This window comes from Streptomyces sp. Ag82_O1-12 (assembly GCF_900182715.1).
Classification (GTDB): Bacteria; Actinomycetota; Actinomycetes; order Streptomycetales; family Streptomycetaceae; genus Streptomyces; species Streptomyces massasporeus.
The window spans coordinates 704,599-726,230 of the sequence record NZ_FXUW01000001.1 but is presented as its reverse complement, the minus strand read 5'-3'; the positions used below and the strand labels follow the sequence as shown (position 1 = coordinate 726,230).

At 73.6% G+C, this 21,632-nt stretch carries 22 protein-coding genes; 11 read left to right on the top strand and 11 right to left on the bottom strand.

From position 1 onward, the window contains the following. Nucleotides 1-10 precede the first annotated feature (10 nt). The gene (locus tag QOL88_RS03430) at nt 11-712 is read right to left on the bottom strand and encodes a phosphatase PAP2 family protein (RefSeq protein WP_097215015.1); all 702 of its coding nucleotides are present in this window, start codon (nt 710-712) and stop codon (nt 11-13) included. Nucleotides 713-848: 136 nt separating this feature from the next. On the opposite strand from QOL88_RS03430, the gene QOL88_RS03425 reads away from it, so the two are divergent. Further along, nucleotides 849-1,505, top strand: a complete 657-nt coding sequence (locus QOL88_RS03425) for a class I SAM-dependent methyltransferase (RefSeq protein ID WP_097215014.1) — start codon at nt 849-851, stop codon at nt 1,503-1,505. 12 nt (nt 1,506-1,517) lie between these two features. Here the strand turns inward: QOL88_RS03425 and QOL88_RS03420 are convergent, their stop codons facing one another. Together QOL88_RS03420 and QOL88_RS03415 are read right to left on the bottom strand one after the other, a co-directional pair. Continuing rightward, a complete protein-coding gene (locus QOL88_RS03420) occupies nt 1,518-3,767 on the bottom strand; it encodes a heavy metal translocating P-type ATPase (protein WP_097215013.1) in 2,250 nt (749 codons plus the stop codon). A gap of 3 nt (nt 3,768-3,770) precedes the next feature. After that, entirely contained in the window at nt 3,771-3,983 is a 213-nt protein-coding gene (locus tag QOL88_RS03415; RefSeq protein ID WP_097215012.1) for a heavy-metal-associated domain-containing protein, read from the bottom strand. Nucleotides 3,984-4,183: 200 nt separating this feature from the next. Here QOL88_RS03415 and QOL88_RS03410 point away from each other — a divergent pair, with 200 nt between their 5' ends. After that, nucleotides 4,184-5,143, top strand: coding sequence for a DUF8832 domain-containing protein (locus QOL88_RS03410; RefSeq protein WP_097215011.1), 960 nt, complete (start codon nt 4,184-4,186; stop codon nt 5,141-5,143). 3 nt (nt 5,144-5,146) lie between these two features. On the opposite strand, the gene QOL88_RS03405 is transcribed toward QOL88_RS03410, so the two are convergent. Both QOL88_RS03405 and QOL88_RS03400 read right to left on the bottom strand, forming a co-directional pair. Continuing rightward, on the bottom strand, nt 5,147-6,982 hold the full coding sequence (locus QOL88_RS03405; RefSeq protein ID WP_097215010.1) for a glycoside hydrolase family 15 protein: 1,836 nt from the start codon (nt 6,980-6,982) through the stop codon (nt 5,147-5,149). 174 nt (nt 6,983-7,156) lie between these two features. Continuing rightward, nucleotides 7,157-7,936, bottom strand: a complete 780-nt coding sequence (locus tag QOL88_RS03400) for a DeoR/GlpR family DNA-binding transcription regulator (RefSeq protein WP_097222844.1) — start codon at nt 7,934-7,936, stop codon at nt 7,157-7,159. 117 nt (nt 7,937-8,053) lie between these two features. Here QOL88_RS03400 and QOL88_RS03395 point away from each other — a divergent pair, with 117 nt between their 5' ends. Next, nucleotides 8,054-8,935, top strand: coding sequence for an SIS domain-containing protein (locus QOL88_RS03395; RefSeq protein ID WP_097215009.1), 882 nt, complete (start codon nt 8,054-8,056; stop codon nt 8,933-8,935). A gap of 13 nt (nt 8,936-8,948) precedes the next feature. Beyond that, the gene (locus tag QOL88_RS03390) at nt 8,949-9,809 is read left to right on the top strand and encodes a class II fructose-bisphosphate aldolase (protein WP_097215008.1); all 861 of its coding nucleotides are present in this window, start codon (nt 8,949-8,951) and stop codon (nt 9,807-9,809) included. Here QOL88_RS03390 and QOL88_RS03385 read toward each other — a convergent pair. Further along, nucleotides 9,799-10,929, bottom strand: a complete 1,131-nt coding sequence (locus tag QOL88_RS03385) for a methyltransferase (RefSeq protein WP_097215007.1) — start codon at nt 10,927-10,929, stop codon at nt 9,799-9,801. The two genes, QOL88_RS03390 and QOL88_RS03385, sit on opposite strands and share 11 nt — an antisense overlap. Nucleotides 10,930-10,997: 68 nt before the next feature. Here QOL88_RS03385 and QOL88_RS03380 point away from each other — a divergent pair, with 68 nt between their 5' ends. The 4 genes from QOL88_RS03380 to QOL88_RS03365 all read left to right on the top strand — a co-directional run bounded on the left by QOL88_RS03380 (nt 10,998) and on the right by QOL88_RS03365 (nt 14,443). Next, nucleotides 10,998-11,639 (top strand): alpha-ketoglutarate-dependent dioxygenase AlkB, encoded by a 642-nt coding sequence (locus tag QOL88_RS03380; RefSeq protein WP_097222843.1) that lies wholly within the window; start codon nt 10,998-11,000, stop codon nt 11,637-11,639. An 88-nt stretch (nt 11,640-11,727) separates the two neighbouring features. Continuing rightward, a complete protein-coding gene (locus QOL88_RS03375; RefSeq protein WP_097215006.1) occupies nt 11,728-12,975 on the top strand; it encodes an ROK family protein in 1,248 nt (415 codons plus the stop codon). Between the two features lie 143 nt (nt 12,976-13,118). Then, on the top strand, nt 13,119-14,009 hold the full coding sequence (locus QOL88_RS03370) for an NAD(P)-dependent oxidoreductase (RefSeq protein ID WP_097215005.1): 891 nt from the start codon (nt 13,119-13,121) through the stop codon (nt 14,007-14,009). Between the two features lie 11 nt (nt 14,010-14,020). Beyond that, nucleotides 14,021-14,443 carry a PPOX class F420-dependent oxidoreductase gene (locus QOL88_RS03365; RefSeq protein ID WP_097215004.1) on the top strand — a complete coding sequence of 141 codons (423 nt, stop codon included), beginning with the start codon at nt 14,021-14,023 and terminating at the stop codon, nt 14,441-14,443. Between the two features lie 17 nt (nt 14,444-14,460). On the opposite strand, the gene QOL88_RS03360 is transcribed toward QOL88_RS03365, so the two are convergent. From QOL88_RS03360 to QOL88_RS03350, 3 genes are read right to left on the bottom strand one after another with little or no spacing between them, the layout of a single operon-like run. Then, the gene (locus QOL88_RS03360; protein ID WP_097215003.1) at nt 14,461-15,369 is read right to left on the bottom strand and encodes a phosphotriesterase family protein; all 909 of its coding nucleotides are present in this window, start codon (nt 15,367-15,369) and stop codon (nt 14,461-14,463) included. After that, nucleotides 15,366-15,944, bottom strand: coding sequence for a DUF4865 family protein (locus tag QOL88_RS03355; RefSeq protein ID WP_097215002.1), 579 nt, complete (start codon nt 15,942-15,944; stop codon nt 15,366-15,368). Before QOL88_RS03355 ends, QOL88_RS03360 begins: the two co-directional genes overlap by 4 nt. A gap of 10 nt (nt 15,945-15,954) precedes the next feature. After that, complete coding sequence (locus QOL88_RS03350; protein WP_179878759.1) at nt 15,955-16,533, bottom strand: TetR/AcrR family transcriptional regulator; 579 nt, start codon at nt 16,531-16,533, stop codon at nt 15,955-15,957. A 164-nt stretch (nt 16,534-16,697) separates the two neighbouring features. Here QOL88_RS03350 and QOL88_RS03345 point away from each other — a divergent pair, with 164 nt between their 5' ends. Genes QOL88_RS03345 through QOL88_RS03335 form a run of 3 tightly spaced genes read left to right on the top strand, consistent with a single transcriptional unit; the run spans nt 16,698 to nt 20,295 of the window. Continuing rightward, nucleotides 16,698-16,982 (top strand): SHOCT domain-containing protein, encoded by a 285-nt coding sequence (locus tag QOL88_RS03345; protein WP_097215000.1) that lies wholly within the window; start codon nt 16,698-16,700, stop codon nt 16,980-16,982. Then, nucleotides 16,979-17,737: an ABC transporter ATP-binding protein gene (locus QOL88_RS03340; protein WP_097214999.1), complete on the top strand. Its 759-nt coding sequence runs from the start codon at nt 16,979-16,981 to the stop codon at nt 17,735-17,737. Before QOL88_RS03345 ends, QOL88_RS03340 begins: the two co-directional genes overlap by 4 nt. Continuing rightward, on the top strand, nt 17,734-20,295 hold the full coding sequence (locus QOL88_RS03335; RefSeq protein WP_097214998.1) for an ABC transporter permease: 2,562 nt from the start codon (nt 17,734-17,736) through the stop codon (nt 20,293-20,295). Before QOL88_RS03340 ends, QOL88_RS03335 begins: the two co-directional genes overlap by 4 nt. Before the next feature lie 71 nt (nt 20,296-20,366). Here QOL88_RS03335 and QOL88_RS03330 read toward each other — a convergent pair whose 3' ends face one another. Next, nucleotides 20,367-20,900: an ATP-binding protein gene (locus tag QOL88_RS03330; RefSeq protein ID WP_179878758.1), complete on the bottom strand. Its 534-nt coding sequence runs from the start codon at nt 20,898-20,900 to the stop codon at nt 20,367-20,369. 183 nt (nt 20,901-21,083) lie between these two features. After that, nucleotides 21,084-21,407, bottom strand: a complete 324-nt coding sequence (locus tag QOL88_RS03325; protein WP_097214997.1) for a hypothetical protein — start codon at nt 21,405-21,407, stop codon at nt 21,084-21,086. Between the last annotated feature and the right edge of the window lie 225 nt (nt 21,408-21,632).

Below are 21,632 nucleotides of genomic sequence, written 5' to 3'. Positions count from 1 at the left end.
GACCCGCGGTTCACCGGCGCAGGGCGCCGGCGATGCCGATCCGCGGCCAGGAACGGGCAGCCGTGAGCAGAGCCTGCGTCCGCGCCGAGGGTGTGGCCGCCGCTGCCGCCAGGGCCGCTGCCGCGCTCGCGATGCCGAGGACCGCGCCCGCCGCCACGTCGCCCGGGTAGTGCACGCCCGTGTGGACGCGCGAGTAGCCGACGGCGCCGGCCAGCGCCCCGAGCGGGACCGCCGCCGGGGGCAGCACCACGCCGACGGCCGTGGCGAACGCGACCGCCGACGCGGTGTGCCCGGACGGGAACGACGCCGAGGTCGGCATCTTGACGTGTCGGTCCACCGTCACCCGGGCGGCCTCCCGGTCCGGCCGCGCCCGGCGCACCAGCCGCTTGCCGAGGAGGTTGGCGGAGGCCGACGCCACGGCGATCGCGCCGACACCGGCGAGGGCGGCCTTGCGCGGCCGCTTGCCGGCCAGGGCCAGTGCGGCGGCGATGGCGAAGGAGATCTTGGAGTGGTCGGCCGCGTGCGACAGGCGGCGCAGCGTGCGGTCCAGGGTCGGCGTGGGGGTGGCGGCCACCGCCGCGTACAGGGCGCCGTCCACGGCCCTGAGATCGCCGAACACGGCGCCCAGGAGCCGGCCGGGTCCAGTCGCGGAGTCCCGGGTGTTCTGGAGCGGACGGGGGGCGTCCGCGTTCGTGGTCCTCGGATCGGTCATGTGCTTCTCCCCGCAGTGGCCTTCCCCAGCAAGGTACCGGCTCACACCCGGCGCACGCTCGGCGCCCCTGCGAGCCGGTACCTCCCGGGTGCCCGGACGGCGGACGCCCACCCCGGTGAGCCGGGACACTGACCGCATGCCACTCCTGACGCACCGCGCCCTGCGCGCACTGGACCGTTTCCACGCCGCCCGCCCCTGGGACCACAACGCCCATTTCCACCGCTGGATCCTGCGGCGACTCCCCGAGCGGGTGGGCAGTGCCCTGGACGTGGGATGCGGCAGCGGAGACCTGGCCCGCCTGCTGGCCCGCCGGGCGGAGCGCGTGCACGGCATCGACGCCGACCCGGAGATCACGGCCCGGGCGCGGCAGCTGACGCCCGCGGCGGCCCCGGTGACGTACGCGGCGGTCGACGCGCTGACCGGGCTCGGTGATCGGTCGTATGACGTCATCACCTGTGTCGCCGTCGTCCACCATCTGCCGTTCACGCGGGCCCTCGAGACCTTCCGCGACCGTCTGGCCCCCGGCGGCACCCTGGTGATCGTCGGTGTGGCCCGGGAGCGGACGCCCGTCGACCACCTGCTCGGCGTCGCGTCGATCCCGCTCAACATCGTCATGGCGTTGCTGAAGAACCGGGGCCGTACGGCCCCGCGCCCGGTCTCGATGACGGCCCGCACCCGTCCTGCGGACCTGACCTTCACCGAGATCGCGCGCGAGGCCCGGGCCGTCCTCCCCGGCGTGCGCCTGCGGCGCCGGCTGTTCTGGCGCTACACGCTGGTGTGGCGCCGCCGCTGATCCGCCGGCGCCTCAGCCGGCGGCCCGGAAGGTGCGCAGCCGCAGCGAGTTGCCGACCACGAAGACCGAAGAGAAGGCCATCGCCGCCCCGGCGATCATCGGGGTGAGCAGGCCGGAGGCGGCCAGCGGCAGGGCCGCCACGTTGTAGGCGAAGGCCCAGAAGAGGTTCGAGCGGATGGTGCCGAGCGTGCGGCGGGCGAGCCGGATGGCGTCCGCCGCGGCCCGCAGATCGCCGCGCACGAGCGTCAGATCACCGGCCTCGATGGCGGCGTCCGTGCCGGTGCCCATGGCCAGGCCCAGATCGGCTTGGGCGAGGGCCGCGGCGTCGTTGACACCGTCACCGACCATCGCCACCGACCGGCCCTCGGCCTGGAGTCGCTTGACGACGTCGACCTTGTCCTGCGGGAGCACCTCGGCGATGACCTCGTCGATGCCCACCTCGCGGGCGACGGACCGGGCCACCGCCTCGTTGTCGCCGGTCAGCAGGATCGGCGTGAGGCCGAGGGCCCGCAGCCGCCGGACCGCCTCCGCGCTGGTGTCCTTCACCGCGTCGGCCACCTCCAGCACCGCGCGCGCCTCGCCGTCCCACGCGACCGCGACGGCCGTGCGCCCGGCGTCCTCGGCCGCCGCCCTCGCCCCGGCCAGGCCCCCGGGAAGCCGCATCGCCCAGTCGGCCAGCAGCCGCTCCCGGCCGACGAGCACCGCATGGCCCTCGACGACGCCCTGGACGCCGAGTCCGGGCACGTTGGCGAAGTCCTCGGGCGTGGGCAGCGCGCCCAGCTTCTCCAGCGCCCCGTCGGCGACGGCCCGGGCGATCGGGTGCTCGGAGGAGTGCTCCAGCGCCCCGGCCAGCCGCAGCACGTCGGTCTCGTCCGTGCCCTCGGCGGTGTGCACGGCCAGCAGCGTCATACGGCCGGTGGTGACGGTGCCGGTCTTGTCGAGGACGACGGTGTCGACCCGGCGCGTGGACTCCAGGACCTCGGGGCCCTTGATGAGGATGCCGAGCTGGGCGCCCCGCCCGGTGCCCACCATCAGCGCGGTCGGTGTCGCCAGCCCCAGGGCGCACGGGCAGGCGATGACGAGGACGGCGACCGCGGCGGTGAAGGCGGCCGTCAGCCCGGCGCCGTTGCCCAGCCAGAAGCCAAGCGTGCCGAGCGCCAGGGCGATCACCACCGGCACGAACACGGCGGAGATCCGGTCCGCGAGCCGCTGCGCGGCGGCCTTGCCGTTCTGCGCGTCCTCCACCAGCCGGGCCATCCGGGCAAGTTGGGTCTCTGAGCCCACCCGTGTCGCCCGCACGACGAGCCGCCCGCCGGCGTTGATCGTGGCCCCGGTGACCGGGTCGCCCGCGCCCACCTCCACCGGGACGGACTCCCCGGTGAGCATCGAGGCGTCCACGGCGGAGGAACCCTCCTCGACCGTCCCGTCCGTCGCGATCTTCTCTCCGGGGCGGACCAGGAAGCGGTCTCCGGCCCTCAACTCCCCAACGGGGACGGTCTGCTCACGGCCGTCGGCCCGCAGCACGGTGACGTCCTTGGCGCCCAGTTCCAGCAGCGCCCGCAGCGCGGCGCCCGCCTTGCGCTTGGCGCGGGCCTCGAAGTACCGCCCGGCCAGGATGAAGGCGGTCACGCCCGCGGCCGCCTCCAGATAGATGTTCCCGGCGCCGTCCGTGCGCTCGATGGTCAGCTCGAAGGGGTGGGTCATGCCCGGTGTGCCCGCGGTGCCGAGGAACAGCGCCCACAGCGACCACAGGAACGCGGCCGAGGTGCCCACCGAGATCAGCGTGTCCATGGTGGCGGCGCCATGCCGTGCGTTGGTGAACGCCGCCTTGTGGAAGGGCCAGGCCGCGTAGGTCACGACGGGGGCCGCCAGGGTGAGCGACAGCCACTGCCAGTACTCGAACTGAAGCGCCGGGACCATCGCCATGGCGACGACGGGAACCGACAGCACCACCGCCGTGATCAACCGCTCGCGCAGCGGCCGCAGTTCGTCCGGCTCCTCGGGCGGGACGGTCTTCTCGGCGGGGGGAGTGGGTTCCTGCGCGGTGTACCCGGTGGCCTCGACGGTGGCGATGAGATCACCGACGGAGACGCCCCCGGAGTGGCTGATCCTGGCCTTCTCGGTGGCGTAGTTGACGGTGGCGGTGACCCCGTCCATGCGGTTGAGCTTCTTCTCGATGCGTGCGGCGCAGGAGGCGCAGGTCATGCCGCCGATGGCGAGCTCCACCTCGGTGTCGGTGCCGGGCGATGTACCGGTGCTCATGGCTCAGACCCTCCCGGTCAGCTCGTAGCCGGCCTCGTCGACGACCTCCGCGATCACGTCGTCGTCGGGCTCGGCGGCACCGGTGACGGTGATGTGACCGCTGTCGAGGTCGACCTCGACACCGCTGACGCCGGTCAGCTCGCCGATGACCTTGGTCAGCGTCGCCTTGCAGTGGCCGCAGGACATTCCGGAGACGGCGTAGGTGGTGGCGGGCATCGGGTGCCTCCTCGGGGCGGTTCGGCAGATGCGGTGCATACGGGGCGGGGGTATTCCCGCACCGACTTCAGGTATACCCCTGAGGGGTATACGATGCAAGCGCCGAATCAACTTTGACTCGATACCCCCCAGGGGTATGGTGAGCTTTATGGAGGCCCCGCATTGGAGCGGGGAGCCGGTATCTGAAGGAGCCGACGGCCATGAACACCGGACTCAGGATCACCACCTTCGCCGCCGCACTGGCAGCGACCTTCGGCGCGGCCTACGGCGTCGGCCAGGGCATCGACCCCGTCGTCGCCGACAGCCCCCCGAAACACGAGGACGAACACACCCCGCCCACGCGGGAGCGGGCGGAAGGCGGCGGTCACGGCGGGCACGACACGCCCCCCGCCGGCGGGCTGCAGGTCTCCGAGGGCGGCTACACGCTCGACCTCGACACCCCGCGCGTCACCGCGGGCAAGCAGGCCGACCTGCGCTTCACCGTCCGGGGCGCCGACGGCCGAGCGGTCACGGCCTACCAGCGCGAGCACGACAAGGAGCTGCACCTCATCGTGGCCTCACGCGACCTGGTCACCTACCGCCACCTGCACCCCACCCGCGCCGCCGACGGCACCTGGAGCACCCCCGTGGACCTGCCCCGCGCGGGTGACTACCGCGTCTTCGCCGACTTCACCCCCGCCGGGAAGAACGCCGAGAACCTCACCCTCGGCGCGGACCTCGCCGCCTCCGGCCCGTACGAGGCCCGGCCCCTGCCGCCCGCGAGCGCCACGGCCCGCGTCGACGGCTACGAGGTGAAGCTGTCCGGCGCCCCGCACCCGGGCAAGGCGAGCGAACTGAAACTGAAGGTCTCCCGCGACGGCAGGCCCGTCACCGACCTCCAGCCCTACCTCGGCGCCTACGGCCACCTGGTCGCCCTGCGCTCCGGCGACCTCGCCTACCTGCACGTCCACCCGAACGGCGAACCCGGCGACGGCACGACCAAGCCGGGACCGGACATCTCGTTCACGGCCGCCGCCCCCAGCTCCGGCGCCTATCGCATGTTCCTCGACTTCAAGCACGACGGCAAGGTCCACACGGCGGCGTTCACCGTCCGCGCCGGGGGAGCGGCGGCCGGCTCCGGTACCCCCGAGGGGCATGCGGAGGACGGCCACGGGCACTGAGCGTCAGCCGAGCGCCCGGTCCAGGTTGAACGCCGCGCTGATCAGCGCGAGATGCGTGAACGCCTGCGGGAAGTTGCCCTGCTGCTCCCCGGTGTGGCTGATCTCCTCGGCGTACAGACCCAGGTGGTTGGCGTAGGTCAGCATCTTCTCGAAGGCCAGACGCGCCTCGTCAATCCGGCCCGCGTGCACCATCGCCTCGACGTACCAGAACGAGCAGATGGAGAACGTGCCCTCGTCGCCGCGCAGCCCGTCGGGGCTGGACCGGGTGTCGTAGCGGTAGACCAGCGAGTCGGACACCAGCTCCTCGGTGAGCGCGTCCAGCGTCGACAGCCACTTGGGATCGGTGGGGGCGATGAACTTCGTCAGCGGCATCATCAGCACCGCCGCGTCCAGCACGTCACCGTCCTCGTGCTGGACGAACGCCCCGCGCTCCTCGCACCAGCCCCGGCTCATGATCCGCCGGTAGATCGTGTCGCGGCACTCCCGCCAGCGCGGCAGGTCGGCGGGCAGGCCGCGCCGGTTGGCCATCCGGATGGCCCGCTCGATCGCCACCCAGCACATCAGCCGTGAGTACAGGAAGTTCCTGCGCCCGCCCCGTGTCTCCCAGATCCCCTCGTCGGGCTGGTCCCAGTGCGCGCACACCCAGTCCACCAGCGCGCACACGTCGTCCCACTGGCCGCTGGAGATGGGCTTGGCCCACTTGTCGTAGAGGTAGATCGAGTCGATCAGCGCGCCGTAGATGTCGAGCTGGAGCTGGTCGGCCGCCGCGTTGCCGACCCGTACCGGCGCCGATCCGTGGTGGCCCTCCAGATGGTCGAGGGTGCGCTCGGGCAGCTCGGTGCGGCCGTCGATGCCGTACATGATCTGCAGCGGGCCGGAGGTCTTGCCGTCGCCCGGGCTGATGTGCCGGGTCACGAAGTCCATGAAGGCCTCGGCCTCGCCGGTGAAGCCCAGCCGCAGCAGGGCGTAGACGCAGAACGCCGCGTCGCGCACCCAGACATACCGGTAGTCCCAGTTGCGCTCGCCGCCCAGTTCCTCGGGCAGGCTCGTCGTCGGCGCGGCCACGATCGCCCCGGTCGGCGCGTAGGTGAGCAGCTTCAGCGTCAGGGCCGACCGGTGCACCATCTCCCGCCAGCGGCCCTTGTACCGGGACGCCGACAGCCAGCGCCGCCAGTACGCCACCGTCGCCGCGAACTGCTCCTCGGCCTCCGTGCGCGCACACCGGCGGGGCGTCACCTCGCCGCCGACCTTGTCCAGCGCGAAGACCGCCGTCTCGCCCTCGGAGAGTTTGAAGTCGCCGCGCACGTCGGCCCCGTCGGCCTCCAGCGGCACGGTCGCGGTCAGCGCCAGCGCGAGCCCCGTCGCCTCGAACACCGCGGTGTCGCCGGTCAGCTGGACGGTGTGCGGCAGGGAGCCGTAGTCGAACCGGGGCGCCACACGCGTGCGGAACGGGATCGAGCCGCGTACGCACACCACCCGCCGGATCAGCCGGTGCCGCTCGGCCTCGGCCGGCCCACCGCCGACCGGCATGAAGTCCTGCACCTCGCCGACCCCGTCCTCGGTGAAGAAGCGGGTGATCAGCACGTTGGTGTCAGGGAAGTAGAACTGCTTGGTCCGGGCCGGCACCGACGCCGCCAGTTCGAAACAGCCGCCGCGCTCCGCGTCCAGGACCGACGCGAACACGCTCGGCGCGTCGAAGGCCGGGCAGCAGTACCAGTCGATGGTGCCGTCGGTCCCCACCAGGGCCACACTGCGCAGATCGCCGATCAGCCCGTGCTCGGCGATCGGCACATAGCGCCGGCCGCCCGGTGTGCCCCGGTCCTGTGCGGCTTCGCCCATGACGGCCTCCCTGCCCGGTAGGCGCCTCAGCCCCAGCCTAGAGGCGCCGACGGACGGCCGCCGTCGGACGCCTGCCGTCGGACGCCTGCCGTCGGACGACTGCTGTCGACGGCCGCTGTCAGACCGCCGCTGCCGCACGACCGCCGCCGGACGGTCTCCGCCATGGAGTCACCGTCAGACCGTGATGACCCGCAGCCCGGCTTCCTCGAAGCGCCGCACCGCTCCCGCGTCGGCCGCCGTGTCCGTGACCAGCGTGTCCACCGCCTCGGCCGCGCAGATCCAGGCGAACGCCCGCTGCCCCAGCTTGCTGGAGTCCGCTGCCACCACCACCCGCTCCGCACGCTCGCACAGCAGCCGGTTGATCGCGGCCTCCGCCTCGTCGTGCGCCGCGGCGCCGTGCGTCACGTCGAAGGCGACCACGCCGAGCACCGCCACATCGACCGTGATCTGCCCGAGCACCCCGTCCGCGAGCGGCCCCACCAGCTCGTACGACTGGGGCCGGGCCACTCCGCCGGTCAGCACGATCTTGAACTGGGGCCGCACGACCAGCTCACCCGCGATGTTCAGCGCGTTCGTCACCACGGTCAGCGCGGGCGACCCGGACGTCAGATCCCCGCGCACGGCCAGGGCCCGGGCCACCTCGGTCGTGGTGGTCCCCCCGGTGAGCCCGACCGCCTCGCCCGGCGCGACCAGATCGGCCACCGCCTTGGCGATGCGCTGCTTCTCGGAGGCGCGGCGGGCCGTCTTGTAGCGCAGCGGCAGCTCGTACGACACGCCGTGCACGACCGCCCCGCCCCGGGTGCGCACGAGCATCTGCTGCTCGGCGAGCCCGTCGAAGTCACGGCGGATCGTCGCCGCCGACACCCCGAGCTCCGCCGCCGCGTCCTCGACGTCCAGCCGGCCGCGCTCCACGAGCAGTTCCAGCAGCGCTTTCCAGCGGGCGTCGCGCGACATCCGCACCTCCATGTATCGATCTCCGGCGACTTTAGCGCACCCGATCCCGCCCGAATGCTTGATGATGCTCGAAAGCTGGCGATATCTTGCAGGAACAAGCAGAGCGGAGGGTGCGGTATGACGCATGTCGAGGATGAGCTGACCAGCCAGCCCGAGTGCTGGGCGCGCGCCGCGTCGGAGGCGCCCCGGTTCGTGGAGGTGCTGCCGGCGCCCAGGGAGCGGGTCGCGATCGTCGGCTGCGGCACCTCGTACTTCATGGCGCGGGCCGCCGCCGCCCTGCGTGAGGGTGCGGGCCAGGGCGAGACCGACGCCTTCGCCGCCTCGGAGTTCCCCCACGGCCGCGGCTACGACCGGGTGGTCGCCCTCACCCGCTCCGGCACCACGACCGAAGTCCTGGACCTGCTGGACCGCTTGAAGGGCGGCACCCCCACCACCGCGATCACCGCCGACCCGGACACGCCGGTCAAGGCGGCCGCCGACGCCCTCGCCGTCCTGGACTTCGCGGACGAACGCTCCGTCGTTCAGACCCGGTTCGCGACCACGGCCCTCACCCTGCTCCGCGCCCACCTCGGCCTCCACCCCGACACCGCCGTCACCGACGCGCGCACCGCCCTGGCCGAGCCGCTGCCCGAAGGCATCGTGGAGTGCGGGCAGTTCACCTTCCTGGGGCGCGGCTGGACCGTCGGACTGGCCGACGAGGCCGGGCTGAAGATGCGCGAGGCCGCCCTGGCCTGGGCGGAGTCCTACCCCGCGATGGAGTACCGGCACGGTCCCATCAGCGTCAGCACCGCGGGCACGGCCACCTGGATGCTGGGCGACGCACCGGACGGTCTCGCCGAACAGGTGCGCGGCACCGGCGCGTTGTGGATCGCCGGAGTCCTGGACCCGCTCGCCGAACTCGTCCGCGTCCACCGGCTCGCGGTCGCCCTCGCCGCCTCCCGAGGGCTGGACCCCGACACCCCGCGCCACCTGACGCGCTCGGTGATCCTCGAACCCTGACCCTGGAGACCCCGTGCCCCTCACCACCACCGGCGACCTCGTCACCGCCGCCGCAGCCGCCCGCTCGGCCGTCGCCTCCTTCAACGTCATCACCCTGGAGCACGTCGAGGCCGTCATCGCGGGGGCCGAGCAGGTGCGCGCCCCCGTCGTCCTCCAGGTCAGCGAGAACGCGGTCAAGTTCCGCGGCGGACAGTTGCTCCCGCTCGCCCGCGCGGCCGTCGCAGCCGCCGAACACGCCGCCGTCCCGGTCGCGTTGCACCTCGATCACGTGCAGAGCGACACCCTGCTGCATCAGGCCGCGGACGCCGGCTTCAGCTCCGTCATGTACGACGCGGCCCGGCTCCCCTACGCGGAGAACCTCGCCGCGACCCGGGCGGCGGTCGACCGGGCGCACGCCCAAGGGCTCTGGATCGAGGCCGAGCTGGGCCAGATCGGCGGCAAGAACGGCAGACCCCCGCTGGACGCGCACGCCCCCGGCGCCCGCACCGACCCCGACGAGGCGCGGGTCTTCGTTGCCGACTCGGGTGTGGACGCCCTGGCCGTCGCCATCGGCAGCTCCCACGCCATGACCACCCGCACGGCGGCCCTCGACCACGCCCTGCTGGGGCGCCTGTCGGCCGCACTGGACGTCCCGCTCGTCCTGCACGGCTCCTCCGGCGTCCCGGACGACGAACTTACGGCGGCGGTCGCGGGCGGCATCACCAAGGTCAACATCGGAACGGCTCTGAACATCGCGCTGACCGGTGCGATCCGGGAGTTCCTCGCCGAGCGGCCCGAGGCGGTCGACCCGCGCAGCTACCTGACCCTCGCGCGGCAGTCGATGACACGGGCGGTGGCGAGGACCCTCCAGACCCTCGGCGCCGCTACCGCTTGACGGCCTTCAGCACCACGAACTTCGGGTCGCTCGCGACGAGCCGGCTGTTGCCGAACAGCTTCCGCAGCTTGACGTGGTAGCCCAGGTGCCGGTTGCCGATCACCCACAGCTCCCCGCCCGGCCGCAGCGCGCGCCGCGCCCCGGTGAACATCCGCCAGGCCGTGGCGTCCGTCGTCGCCTGGTGGGAGTGGAACGGCGGGTTGTTCAGGACCAGGTCGACACTGCCGGACGGCACACCCGCCAGCCCGTCACCGACCCGGAACTCGGCATGCCCGGGCACGCCGTTCGCCTTGTACGTCGCCTCCGCCGAGGCCACGGCCTGGAAGGACTCGTCCACGAACAGCACCTCGGCGTCCGGGTCGGCCAGCGCCACCGAGGTGCCCACCACGCCGTTGCCGCACCCCAGGTCCACCACCCGGCGGCCCCGCCCCTCGGGCAGATGGTGAAGGAAGAACCGCGTCCCGATGTCGAGCCGGTCGGCGCAGAAGACCCCGGCGTGATTGACGACCGTGCCTCCCGCGGCGGGACCGATGCCGTCCGGCAGCGTGTAGACGTACGGCCACGGATTGCCGGGCCGCTCCAGGGCGGGATCCGGCGCGCAGAAGATCAGCCGGGCCTTCTTCTCGGCGAGCGAGGTGCGGGTCGGGCCGAGGATCCGCTCGAACAACGTCAGCGTCGAGGTGTGGATCTCCTTCACCATGCCCGTGCCGACGACGACCGTCCCCGCGTGCACGGCCGGAGCCAGGCGCAGCAACTGGTCCTCCAGCAGCGCCAGGCTCTTCGGCACCCGCACCAGCAGCACGTCGATCCGCTCCGGCGGCGGATCCTGCGTGGTGAGCAGCCGCACCGCACCCGGCTCGACGCCGGCCCGCGCGAGGTTGGCCCGGGTCGCCTCCTGCGCGAGGTGGGAGTCGGTGATCTGCACGGGCCGGTGCCCGGCGAGCGCCGTGACCAGCGCGCCCCACCGGTCCCCGACGACCACGACCGAGCCGTCCAGCGGCACCCGCTCCTCGGCCAGGTGCCTCAGCAGGTACTCGTCCGAGGCGTCCCAGGCGCGCAGCCTGTCGCGCGGGTCCTCGGGGAAACGGGTCAGCGCCGGCTCGCCCCACGGCGTCGTCATACGGTCGTTCATCGTGCGACCAGGCTAGCCGAGCCCCAGCTCAGGACGTGTCGGGCACCATGGAAGGCATGGACGCCGAGCTGTTCCCCAGGACCCGTACGCAGGTCGCGCCCGGCGCCGTGCACCTGCCCGACTGGCTGGACGCCGCACAACAGCGCGCGTTGCTCGACGCCTGCCGCGACTGGGCCCGGCCGCCCGCGGGGCTGCGCACGGTCCGCACACCCGGCGGCGGCACCATGACCGCCCGGCAGGTCAGCCTCGGCTGGCACTGGTACCCGTACGCCTACGCCCGCACCGTCGCCGACGGGGACGGCGCCCCGGTCAAGCCGTTCCCGAGGTGGCTCGGCGAACTGGGCCGCCGGGCGGTCCGCGACACCCTCGGCGGGCCCGCGCCGGACTACGACATCGCACTGATCAACTTCTATGACGCCGACGCCCGCATGGGCATGCACCGCGACAGCGACGAGAAGTCCGACGCGCCGGTGGTGTCGCTGAGTCTCGGCGACACCTGCGTCTTCCGCTTCGGCACCACCGAGACGCGCACCCGGCCCTACACCGACGTCGAGCTGCGCAGCGGCGACCTGTTCGTCTTCGGCGGCCCGTCCCGCCTGGCCTACCACGGGGTCCCACGCGTCCACGCGGGCACGGCACCGCCCCCACTGGGCCTGACGGGCCGGCTCAACATCACCCTTCGGGTCAGCGGCCTGTGATGCCCGGCCGCACGCATCGCCGCCGCTTCCCGCCACCCGGCAGGCAGGCTCGGCCACCATCCCGGCGGATCATGGGAGACTCGCCCTCATGAGCGGGAAGGCGGCCCCCCGGCAGGCGGGGAACGGGAGCACTCCGAGAGCGCGGCTGGACCGGGGGCGCGGAGCACTCGGGCCCGCACTGGAACTCGTGCACACCGGACGCGCGCCGACCCGGGCCGTGCTCACCGCCGAGCTCGGGGTGACACGGGCGACGGCCGGTGCGGTCGCCGCCGAGCTGGAGGCACTCGGGCTGATCCGGGTCGACGCCCGGCCCGGCGCGGCGGCCGGTTCGCAGGGCAGGCCCTCCCACAAGCTGGCCGTCGCCGACGACGGGCCCGTCGCGCTCGCCGCGCAGGTGCACGCCGACGGTTTCCGGGCGGCGCTGGTCGGACTGGGCGGCAGGATCGTCGCCACCGCGCCCGGCTGTGAGGTCGTCGACGCCGACCCGGCCAAGGTGCTGGCCTCCGTCGTCACGGCCGGCGCCGAGCTGCTGCGCGAGACCGGACTGCGGTGCGTGGGCGCGGGTCTCGCCGTGCCCTCCGCCGTCGCCGAACCCGAGGGGCTGGCCCTGAACCCCCTCCACCTGGCCTGGCCCGCGGGCGCGCCCGTCCGGGACATCTTCGCCGAGCAGGTACGCGCGGCCGGCCTCGACGGGCCCGCGTTCGCCGCGAACGACGTCAACCTCGCCGCGCTCGCCGAGCACCGGCACGGCGCCGGCCGCGGCTCCCGCGACCTGCTGTGCGTGGCCACCGGCCACCGCGGCGTCGGCGGCGCGCTCGTCCTCGACGGGCGCCTGCACCGGGGCAGTTCGGGCCTCGCGCTGGAGGTCGGGCATCTCACCGTGCACCCCGAGGGCCGGCCCTGCCACTGCGGCAGCCGCGGCTGCCTCGACGTGGAGACCGACCCGTTGGCCTTCCTCACGGAGGCCGGACGCGACCCGGGCCCCGAGGTGTCCCTGCTCCAGCAGTCCATCGACCTGATCCGCCACCACTACGACGACCCGGATGTCCGCACCGCCGCCGAGGCCCTCATCGACCGCCTCGGCCTGGGCCTCGCCGGCCTGGTCAACATCCTCAACCCGGACCGCATCGTCCTCGGCGGGCTGCACCGCACCCTCCTCGACGCCGACCCCGGCCGGCTGCGCGCGGTCGTGGCAGACCGCAGCCTGTGGGGCCAGAGCGGCGGCGTCCCCATCCTGCCCTGCACCCTCGACCACAACAGCCTGGTCGGCGCGGCGGAACTGGCCTGGCAGCCGGTCCTGGACGACCCGTTGGGAGCGCTGACCGCGCAGGGGTGAGCGGACACGGGCCGTGATCCGGCGAGACTGACCCCACCGGTATCAGGCTTGGCCGCGCCGCTTCCGGGAAGGCGCGCCGCTGAGCGGGCAGGCTGGGGTCGCAGGCAGTCCGTCCGCACCGCACCACCGAGGAAGTTGACGCAATGACCGACAAACTCACCGTGAGCGTCCTGGGCACCGGCATCATGGGCGCCGCGATGGCCCGCAACCTCGCCCGGGCCGGACACACCGTCCACGCCTGGAACCGCACCCGGGCCAAGGCCGAGCCGCTGGCCGCCGAGGGCGTGCGGATCGCCGACACCCCCGCGCGGGCCGTCCAGGACGCCGATGTCGTCCTGACCATCCTCTACGACGGTTCCGCCGCGCTGGACACGATGCGCGAGGCCGCCCCCGCCCTGCGCCCCGGCACCGCCTGGGTGCAGTCCACCACCGCGGGCGTCGAGGGCGTCGCCGAGCTGGCCGCCTTCGCCCGCGAGCACGGCCTGGTCTTCTACGACGCCCCCGTCCTGGGCACCCGCCAGCCCGCCGAGGCGGGGAAGCTGACCGTGCTCGCGGCCGGCCCCGCCGAGGGGCGCGAGAAGGTGACGCCGGTCTTCGACGCCGTCGGCGCCCGCACCGTGTGGAGCGGCGAGGACGGGGCGCAGGGCGGTGCCACGCGGCTGAAGCTCGTCGCCAATAGCTGGGTCCTCGCCGTCACCGCCGCCGCAGGTGAGGCCCTCGCCCTGGCCAAGGCCCTCGGCGTCGATCCGCACGGGTTCTTCGACCTCGTCGCCGGGGGCCCGCTCGACATGGGCTATCTGCGCGCCAAGTCCGACCTCGTCCTCGAAGACCAGCTCACGCCGCCCCAGTTCGCCGTGAGCACCGCCGCCAAGGACGCCCGGCTGATCGTCCAGGCCGGCACCGCACACGGTGTCCGCCTGGACGTCGCCGAAGCGGCCGCCGCCCGCATGGAGCGTGCCGCCGCCCAGGGCCACGCCGACGAGGACATGGTCGCGGCCTACTTCGCCAGCTTCGACGAGAAGACCGACTCCTAGGAGGTTCCCCCATGTCCAAGCCGCCGCTGCCGCCCGAGGCCGACGACCTGCTGAGCCGGCCCAACCCGTGCGTCATGGCCACCCTGCGCTCCGACGGCGCACCCGTCTCCACCGCCACCTGGTACGCGTGGCAGGACGGCCGTGTCCTGATCAACCTCGACGAGGGCCGGGTACGGCTGAAGCACCTGCGCCGCGACCCGCGCGTCACCCTCACCGTCCTCGCCGGCGACAACTGGTACACCCACGTCACCCTCATCGGTCGCGTCACCGAGATGTACGACGACGAGGACCTGGCCGACATCGACCTCCTCGCCCGGCACTACACCGGCAAGCCCTACCCGGAGCGCGAGCGCCGTCGGGTCAGTGCCTGGATCGAGGTCGACCGCTGGCACGGCTGGGGCTCCTTGAAGGACAGCGACCAGGCCGGCGGCTGACCCGTTGACCGGGCCGGTCAGCGCCACTCGGTCCCGAACGCCCGGCCCGGGTTCTCCGTGAGGATGCGCTCGACCAGCTCCTCGCCCACGGCGTGCACGAGCCGGGGCCGCACCCGGCGCAGCAGGTAGGGCATCCCGGGGCCGCCGTCCACCGAGCGGGCGGCGGCCGTGGTGGTGTCCGCGCCCAGCAGCACCCGGTCGCCGAACCCGGCGTCGGCGAGGGCCCGTACGGCTTCCGGCATCCGCCAGTCCGTGGCGTGGTGGGTGAGGGAGGGCCCGTCGAAGGCCAGATAGCAGCCGGACTCGGCTGCCTGCCGGTGCACCACGAGGTCGGGGGAGCGGTTGAGATGCCCGAGCACCACGCGGTGCGGCGGCACCCCCAACTCCCCGCACAGCAGGTCCAGTACGTCCAGCGCGCCGGTGCCCATCTCCAGGTGCACGGTGATCGTCGCGCCCGTGGCGTGATGCGCCTCGGCCGCCGCCGTCATGGTCCAGCGGGCGTGCGCGTCCAGCGCGTGGAAGCCGCCCGCGACCTTGACGAGCCCCGCCCGCACCCCCGACGTCCCGATGCCCACGGTGAGTTCCGAGACGAAGACCTCGGCGAGCCGGCTCCGCAGCCCGGCGAGCGTGCCCTCGTCGTAGTGCACGGCCTGGTGCAGACCGGTCGCGGCCACCACGTGCACGCCCGTCTCCCGGGACAGCGGCGGCAGATCGGCGGCCCGCCGCCCGAGCCCGTACGGCGTCCACTGCACGACGGCCCCACCGCCCCGCTCCCGGAACGCCACCAGCTCCGCCCGCGCCGCCGCCACGCTGCGCAGCTCCTGGCCGGGCAGCCGGGGACTGCCGAAGAAGAGATGGTCGTGGGCGTCGCACACGCCCAGGTCGGCGGGAGGCACGTCCCCCAGCACCGTGCGGACCGCGCTCACCACCGGCGTCCCCGGGCCAGCCGGTCCCGGCCCGGCGCGGACAGGTGCAGCACCTCGAACACCTCGCCGTCCGCCTTGGGCGAGTCATGCTCCCAGAGGCTGAAGTGCACCAGCTCCCAGCGGCTCGTGTCGACGGCCGCGGCGGCGCACAGGGCCCCTTCCTCCGCCGCCAGCCGCCGGGCCTCGCCCACCGCGTCCTCCACGGATGCGGCCAACGGCGCGCGGTCCGCAACGGGTTGGCGGTGCCGTACCGCGAACCGCGCGTGCGAGCCGTCGCCTTCCTCGTACGCGAGGCCCGTCCACTGGCGTGCCGAGGGCCGCCCGAAGTCGTCGCTGACTCCCTGGAACCCGCCGCCCCACAGGAAGGAGTTCATCCCGTCGACCGTGTTCCAGAGGTAGAAGGGGGCGTAGGCGTTGACCGGCGAGCCGCGCAGGCCGCGCTCGCGGATCAGATAGGCCTTGAGGCCGAGCCCCTCCCAGCCGTCGAGCAGATGCCCCCGGCCGGCGACGCGGTCGCGGACGATGCCCATGTCGTACCCGGCGGGCAGGGTGATCTCGTACTGCATGGCGTGCATGGAGGTCTCCTCAAGAGGTCCGGGGTGCCAGCAGGGAGAGCAGCCCCCGGACCCCCGCGTCGAACACGGCGGGGGAGCCGGAGGCGCGGGCGAGGACGTAACCGCCCTGGACGGTCGCGACGACCGCCGCCGCGATCTCCCCGGCGTCCAGGCTTGGCGCGAACCGGCCCTGCGCCTTGCCTTCTTCGACGATCCCGGCGATCCGCCCGCGCAGCCAGTCGAGCGTCTCGTCCACCGGCGCGCGCAGATCGGGGCTCGCGATCACGTCCGGGTCCATCGTCAGCCGGCCGACCGGGCAGCCCCGCAGCACGTCCCGCTCACGCAGCAGATACGCCTCGATGCGCTCGTAGGGCGTGCCCGGGCCGTCGAGTACTCCCGCGGCCGTAGCACGCATCTCCTCGGCGGTCCGCCGGATCGCGGCCAGGGCGAGATCGGGCTTGCCCTTGAAGTGGTGGTACATGCTGCCCTGCCCGGCGTCCGCGCGCTCCAGGATCGCCTTGGGGCTGGTGCCCGTGTAGCCGCGCTCCCACAGCAGCTCGCGGGTGGACTCGATCAGCCGTTCCGGGGTGCTCATGGCGCTACTGTACATACCAGTAGTTACAGAAGTCGAGCGTGCGGGGAGCAGAAGAGCCCCGCCCGTCTACTCCCCGCGGGGTACGCACAGTGCCGCTGGCCGTACGACGACCGGGGACCCCTCGCCGGACGACTCTCGAAAGCGACACCGCACACGAAGCGATCGAGGAGTTGGACGACATGCAGACCCTGGCGAACTTCGGCGACGGCGGCGGGCCCGGCCCGTGGATCCTGCTCTTCCCGGTGATCTGGGCCCTGGTGATCGGCGGCGGCATCGTACTGCTGCGCCGCACGGTGTGGCGCGGACGCCGCGGCGGCCCCTGGGGGCGGCCCACCGTCGAGAGCGACTCGCCCCTCGCCGTACTCGGCCGCCGCTTCGCCTCCGGCGAGATCGACGAGGACGAGTACTGGCGCCGACTGTCCGTGCTGAACGAGGAGTTCGGCCGCAAGGGAGGCGCGGCATGACCACGACGACCGCCACGACGACCACGACGCCGGCCGCCCGGGTCGTCGACGCGGTGAAGGTGTACGGCGGTGGCGACACCGCCGTACGCGCCCTCGACGGCGTGACCGTGACCTTCCCGGCCGGCCGCTTCACCGCGATCATGGGCCCCTCGGGCTCCGGCAAGTCCACCCTGATGCACTGCGCGGCGGGCCTGGACACCCTCACCTCCGGCGCCGCCCGGATCGGCGACACCGACCTCGGCGGCCTCGACGACCGCCGGCTCACCCTGCTGCGCCGCGACCGCGTGGGCTTCGTGTTCCAGGCGTACAACCTGGTGCCCACGCTCACCGTCGCGGAGAACATCACCCTGCCCCTGGGCCTGGCGGGCGGGCGGGGCGACCCGGAGTGGATCGACGCGCTGATCGACGTCGTCGGACTGCGCGACCGGCTCCACCACCGGCCCGCCGAACTCTCCGGAGGACAGCAGCAACGCGTCGCCGTGGCCCGGGCGTTCGCCGGACGGCCGGAGGTCGTCTTCGCCGACGAGCCGACCGGCAACCTCGACTCCCGCTCCGGCGCCGAGGTGCTCGGGCTGCTCGGACGCGCGGTGCGGCAGACCGCCCGCACGGTCGTCATGGTCACCCACGACCCCGTAGCCGCCGCCCACGCCGACGAGGTCGTCTTCCTCGCCGACGGGCGCCTGGTCGACCGCATGGAGTCCCCGACCGCCGACCGCGTCCTGGACCGGATGAAAGCCTTCGAGGTGCCCTCATGAACGCCTCCGTACGCCTGAGCGCCTCCTCCCTGCGCGCCCACCGGCGGCGCTTCGCCGGGACGTTCCTCGCCGTGTTCCTCGGCGTGGCCTTCCTGGCCGGGACGCTCGTCATGGGCGACACCCTGCGCGCGAGCTTCGACTCGATGTTCGGCGACGCGGCCGGCGGCACGGACGCCGTCGTCCGCAGTGCCGACGCCATCACCACACCCGGCGAGAGCCAGGGCGTACGGCAGCCGGTCGCCACCGACCTGGCCAGGACCGTCGAGAAGGTCCCCGGCGTGGCCGCCGCCGTGCCCAACGTCCAGGGCGCCGGCCAACTCGTCGGCGCGAACGGCGAGCCGATCGGCGGCCAGGGTCCGCCCACCCTCGCCGGCAACTGGATCACCGACCCGGAGCTCAACCCGTACCGGCTCGCCGAGGGCCGCGCGCCCCGGAAGTCCGGTGAGGTCGTCGTCAACCGGGGCGCCGCCGAGAAGGGCGGCCTGACCATCGGCGACACCACGACCCTGCGCACCCCGGACCCGGTCCGGGTGACGATCGTGGGACTCGCCACGTTCGGCGGCGAGGACGGCATGGCACAGGTGACCTTCACCGGGATGACCATGACCGACGCGCAGAAGTACCTCACCGCCCGGCCGGGTGAGGCCGCGACGATCCAGGTGCGGGCCGGGCCCGGCGTGCCCCAGCGGGAACTCGTCGACCGGCTGACGCCCGTGCTGCCGCAGGACGTCGAGGCCATCACCGGCCAGCAGTCGGCCGAGGAGAACAACGAGATGATCTCCGGCCGGTTCCTGAGCGTCTTCACGCTCTTCCTGCTGGTGTTCTCCGGCGTCGCCCTGCTGGTCGCGACCTTCTCCATCCACAACACCTTCGCGATCGTCGTCGCCCAACGCACGCGCGAGAACGCCCTGTTGCGGGCGCTGGGCGCCTCCCGCCGGCAGGTCACCGGCGCCGCCCTCGTGGAAGCCGGCGCCGTGGCCGTGACCGCGTCCCTGGCGGGCCTCGCGGGCGGCATCGGTATCGCGGCCGGTCTCCAGGCGCTGTTCCCGGCCATCGGTTTCCCGTTCCCCGAGGGCGACCTGGTGGTCACCGGCCTGTCGATGGCGCTGCCCCTGGCCGTCGGAATCGTGGTCTGTCTGGGCTCCGCCCTGCTGCCCGCCGTCCGCGCGGGCCGCACCGCACCCCTGGCCGCCCTGCGCGAGACGGCCGTGGACACCTCCGGCGCGTCCCGCCCGCGTGCGATCGCCGGCACCGCGCTGGTGGCCCTGGCCCTCGCCTGCTCACTCGCCGGCGTCCTCGTGACCCCGTCGATCTGGCTGGCGGGAACCGGCGCGGTGCTGGCCCTGGTCGCGTTCGTGGTGCTCGGCCCGGTCGCCTCGTCCACCGCCGTACGGGTCCTCGGCGGCCCGCTCGCCCGGTTGCGCGGTGTCACGGGTGCTCTCGCCCGGCGCAACGCCCTGCGCAGTCCCAAGCGCACGGCCGCCACCGCCAGTGCCCTGATGATCGGCGTGGCCGTCGTGTCGCTGTTCACGGTGTTCGGGGCCTCACTGAAGGCCACCATGGACCAGACCGTGTCCCGGTCCTTCGCGGGCGATGTCGCCGTCAGCGCCCCCTCGTTCGGCGCGGGCGGCAGCGGACTCAGCCCGAGGCTGGCCGGGTCGATCCAGAAGCTGCCCGAGGTGGACACCGCCGTCGGACTCGGCCGCGGCGTCGCCGAAGTCGACGGTGAGGGCCGGGTCCTGACGGTCACCGACCCGGTCGCCCTGGCCCGCACCTTCGACCTCGGCACCGTCGACGGTTCGCTGCGCCGACTCGGCACCGACGGCATCGCCGTCACCGAGAAGGAGGCCGACCGGCAGCACCTCACCACCGGCGGCACGGCGCAACTCACCTTCACCGACGGCACGAAGGAGACCTTCACGGTGCGCGCGGTCTACAGCCGGTCCGAACTCGCCGGGGACTACGTGATCACCCGCGCCGCCTGGGCCCCGCACCGCACCCAGGACTCCGACACCCTCGTCGCCGTCACCTTCGCGGACGGTGTCAGCACGGACGCGGGCACGGCGGCGGTGGAGAAGGCCGCCGCACCCTACGGCAACCCGGAGGTCCAGACCCGCGACGCGTACGCGCAGTCCTCGGCGGGCGGCATCGACATGATGCTCACCCTCGTCTACGCGCTGCTCGCCCTCGCGGTGCTCATCGCGCTCCTGGGCATCGCCAACACGCTGACCCTGGCCATCCACGAACGCACCCGCGAACTGGGCCTGCTCAGGGCCGTCGGCCAGACCCGCGCCCAACTGCGGGCCATGGTCCGCTGGGAGTCGGTCCTGGTCGCCGCCTTCGGCACGGCCGGCGGGCTCGCCCTCGGCGCATTCCTCGGCTGGGTCCTCGTCAGGGCCTCGGACGGCGCGAGCGACAGTGCGTTCGCCTTCGCGATGCCACCCGCCCAACTGGCCGTCGTGGCCCTCGTGGGACTCGCCGCCGGCGCCCTCGCGGGGCTGCGCCCGGCCCGGCGCGCGGCACGCCTGGACGTGCTGCGGGCCGTCGCAGCGGAGTGACGCACGCCCCGGGCGCACACCCTGCGGTGTGCGCCCCCGGTGCCCCCGAGGGGACGGTGGTCACCGCCCGGTCAACCGGCAACGGCGGACCGGGCGGGAGCATGGTCGGGCCGGAGCCCGTCGGTGGAAGCGCCGACCTCGGCGAACCGGCGCGCCGGCTTCTCCTGGACCGTGCGCCGCGAGCGGAGCGACGGCGACGTCACCACGGGGGCGGACGTCGGCAGGGTGAACCACACGACCTTGCCGGACTCGCCGTCCGGCCGGACGCCCCAGCTCTCGCTCATGGCGGCGACCATCGCGAGCCCACGCCCGCACGTCGCCAGCGGCTCGGCCTCGTCGATCACGGGCATCCGCGGATCCCCGTCGCGCACCGAGACCGTGAGCCGGTCGAGCAGCAGCTCCATCTCCACGGTGCACGTCTTGTCCGGCTGGGCATGCCGATGGACGTTGGACAGCAGCTCCGTCACGCCGAGCGAGGCCCGGTCGATCAGGGGGTCGAGATGCCAGTAGCGCAACTGCGCAGATACGATTCTGCGGACCTGGCCGATCCGCGACGGCAGGGCTTGGAGCTCCACCGTGCAGTGCCTGCTTGGGTAGCTGATCACGGCTGCGACTCCCCGACGTGAGGTCCGGAAGAACACGGGATTCGGATCCAGCAGGGCGCCTGCGTGACACTGCCGCCTGCTGTCGTGTCCGGCGGGCTGGTTCGCAGCGTTATCGCCGGTAAACCCAGAGTGACGTGAGACCAGAGTGACGCAGGGTGTGAAGTACCGCAACTCGCGGACATCTCAGTCGCCACGCCCCGCTGCCCGGCGCACGGCTTCGATGAAACGCCGCGCGGCCGGCGGGCCCGGCTCTCCCGGGGCGGGGTCGTGGTCGCCCAGGGTGAGCAGGTACCGATTGCCGTTGAGATCCGCCGTGGCCCGGTCATCGGGGCCGAACCAGGGCTTGGAGGCGCGCACGGCCTGCACCGGCGCGCTGTCGATCTCACTGCCGTAGCTGGTCAGCAGCTCGAGCCGGCCGTCACTGATCCGGACCTGGCCGGCCCGGGTGAGCGACCGCAGCCGCTTTCCGATCCGCACGCCCGTGGCCCTGAACTCCGGCTCTCCCATGCCACCCGCCCCCTAGTGCGCGTCGGCGTACCGGCCCGCTGCGCGCGGTGCCCGGTACGGGCTCGTGTCCTGATCCAGTGTGCCCCGTTCGGACGCATGGTCCCCTCCGGGTGGTGCGTCCCGCCCGGTCCGCACCCCGGCCCGGCCGTGCGGTGTGCCCCTCCGTCCCACGCCCCGGGGGCGTGGTGCCGGTGCCCGGAAGCCTGCTCCGGGAAGCGGTCGTGC

Excerpts from the sequence above, each read along its gene's own strand:
- QOL88_RS03430 (WP_097215015.1), bottom strand. The coding sequence starts at position 712 with ATGACCGATCCGAGGACCACGAACGCGGACGCCCCCCGTCCGCTCCAG.
- QOL88_RS03425 (WP_097215014.1), top strand. The coding sequence starts at position 849 with ATGCCACTCCTGACGCACCGCGCCCTGCGCGCACTGGACCGTTTCCAC.
- QOL88_RS03420 (WP_097215013.1), bottom strand. The coding sequence starts at position 3,767 with ATGAGCACCGGTACATCGCCCGGCACCGACACCGAGGTGGAGCTCGCC.
- QOL88_RS03415 (WP_097215012.1), bottom strand. The coding sequence starts at position 3,983 with ATGCCCGCCACCACCTACGCCGTCTCCGGAATGTCCTGCGGCCACTGC.
- QOL88_RS03410 (WP_097215011.1), top strand. The coding sequence starts at position 4,184 with ATGAACACCGGACTCAGGATCACCACCTTCGCCGCCGCACTGGCAGCG.
- QOL88_RS03405 (WP_097215010.1), bottom strand. The coding sequence starts at position 6,982 with ATGGGCGAAGCCGCACAGGACCGGGGCACACCGGGCGGCCGGCGCTAT.
- QOL88_RS03400 (WP_097222844.1), bottom strand. The coding sequence starts at position 7,936 with ATGTCGCGCGACGCCCGCTGGAAAGCGCTGCTGGAACTGCTCGTGGAG.
- QOL88_RS03395 (WP_097215009.1), top strand. The coding sequence starts at position 8,054 with ATGACGCATGTCGAGGATGAGCTGACCAGCCAGCCCGAGTGCTGGGCG.
- QOL88_RS03385 (WP_097215007.1), bottom strand. The coding sequence starts at position 10,929 with ATGACGACGCCGTGGGGCGAGCCGGCGCTGACCCGTTTCCCCGAGGAC.
- QOL88_RS03380 (WP_097222843.1), top strand. The coding sequence starts at position 10,998 with ATGGACGCCGAGCTGTTCCCCAGGACCCGTACGCAGGTCGCGCCCGGC.
- QOL88_RS03375 (WP_097215006.1), top strand. The coding sequence starts at position 11,728 with ATGAGCGGGAAGGCGGCCCCCCGGCAGGCGGGGAACGGGAGCACTCCG.
- QOL88_RS03370 (WP_097215005.1), top strand. The coding sequence starts at position 13,119 with ATGACCGACAAACTCACCGTGAGCGTCCTGGGCACCGGCATCATGGGC.
- QOL88_RS03365 (WP_097215004.1), top strand. The coding sequence starts at position 14,021 with ATGTCCAAGCCGCCGCTGCCGCCCGAGGCCGACGACCTGCTGAGCCGG.
- QOL88_RS03355 (WP_097215002.1), bottom strand. The coding sequence starts at position 15,944 with ATGCACGCCATGCAGTACGAGATCACCCTGCCCGCCGGGTACGACATG.
- QOL88_RS03350 (WP_179878759.1), bottom strand. The coding sequence starts at position 16,533 with ATGTACAGTAGCGCCATGAGCACCCCGGAACGGCTGATCGAGTCCACC.
- QOL88_RS03345 (WP_097215000.1), top strand. The coding sequence starts at position 16,698 with ATGCAGACCCTGGCGAACTTCGGCGACGGCGGCGGGCCCGGCCCGTGG.
- QOL88_RS03340 (WP_097214999.1), top strand. The coding sequence starts at position 16,979 with ATGACCACGACGACCGCCACGACGACCACGACGCCGGCCGCCCGGGTC.
- QOL88_RS03335 (WP_097214998.1), top strand. The coding sequence starts at position 17,734 with ATGAACGCCTCCGTACGCCTGAGCGCCTCCTCCCTGCGCGCCCACCGG.
- QOL88_RS03325 (WP_097214997.1), bottom strand. The coding sequence starts at position 21,407 with ATGGGAGAGCCGGAGTTCAGGGCCACGGGCGTGCGGATCGGAAAGCGG.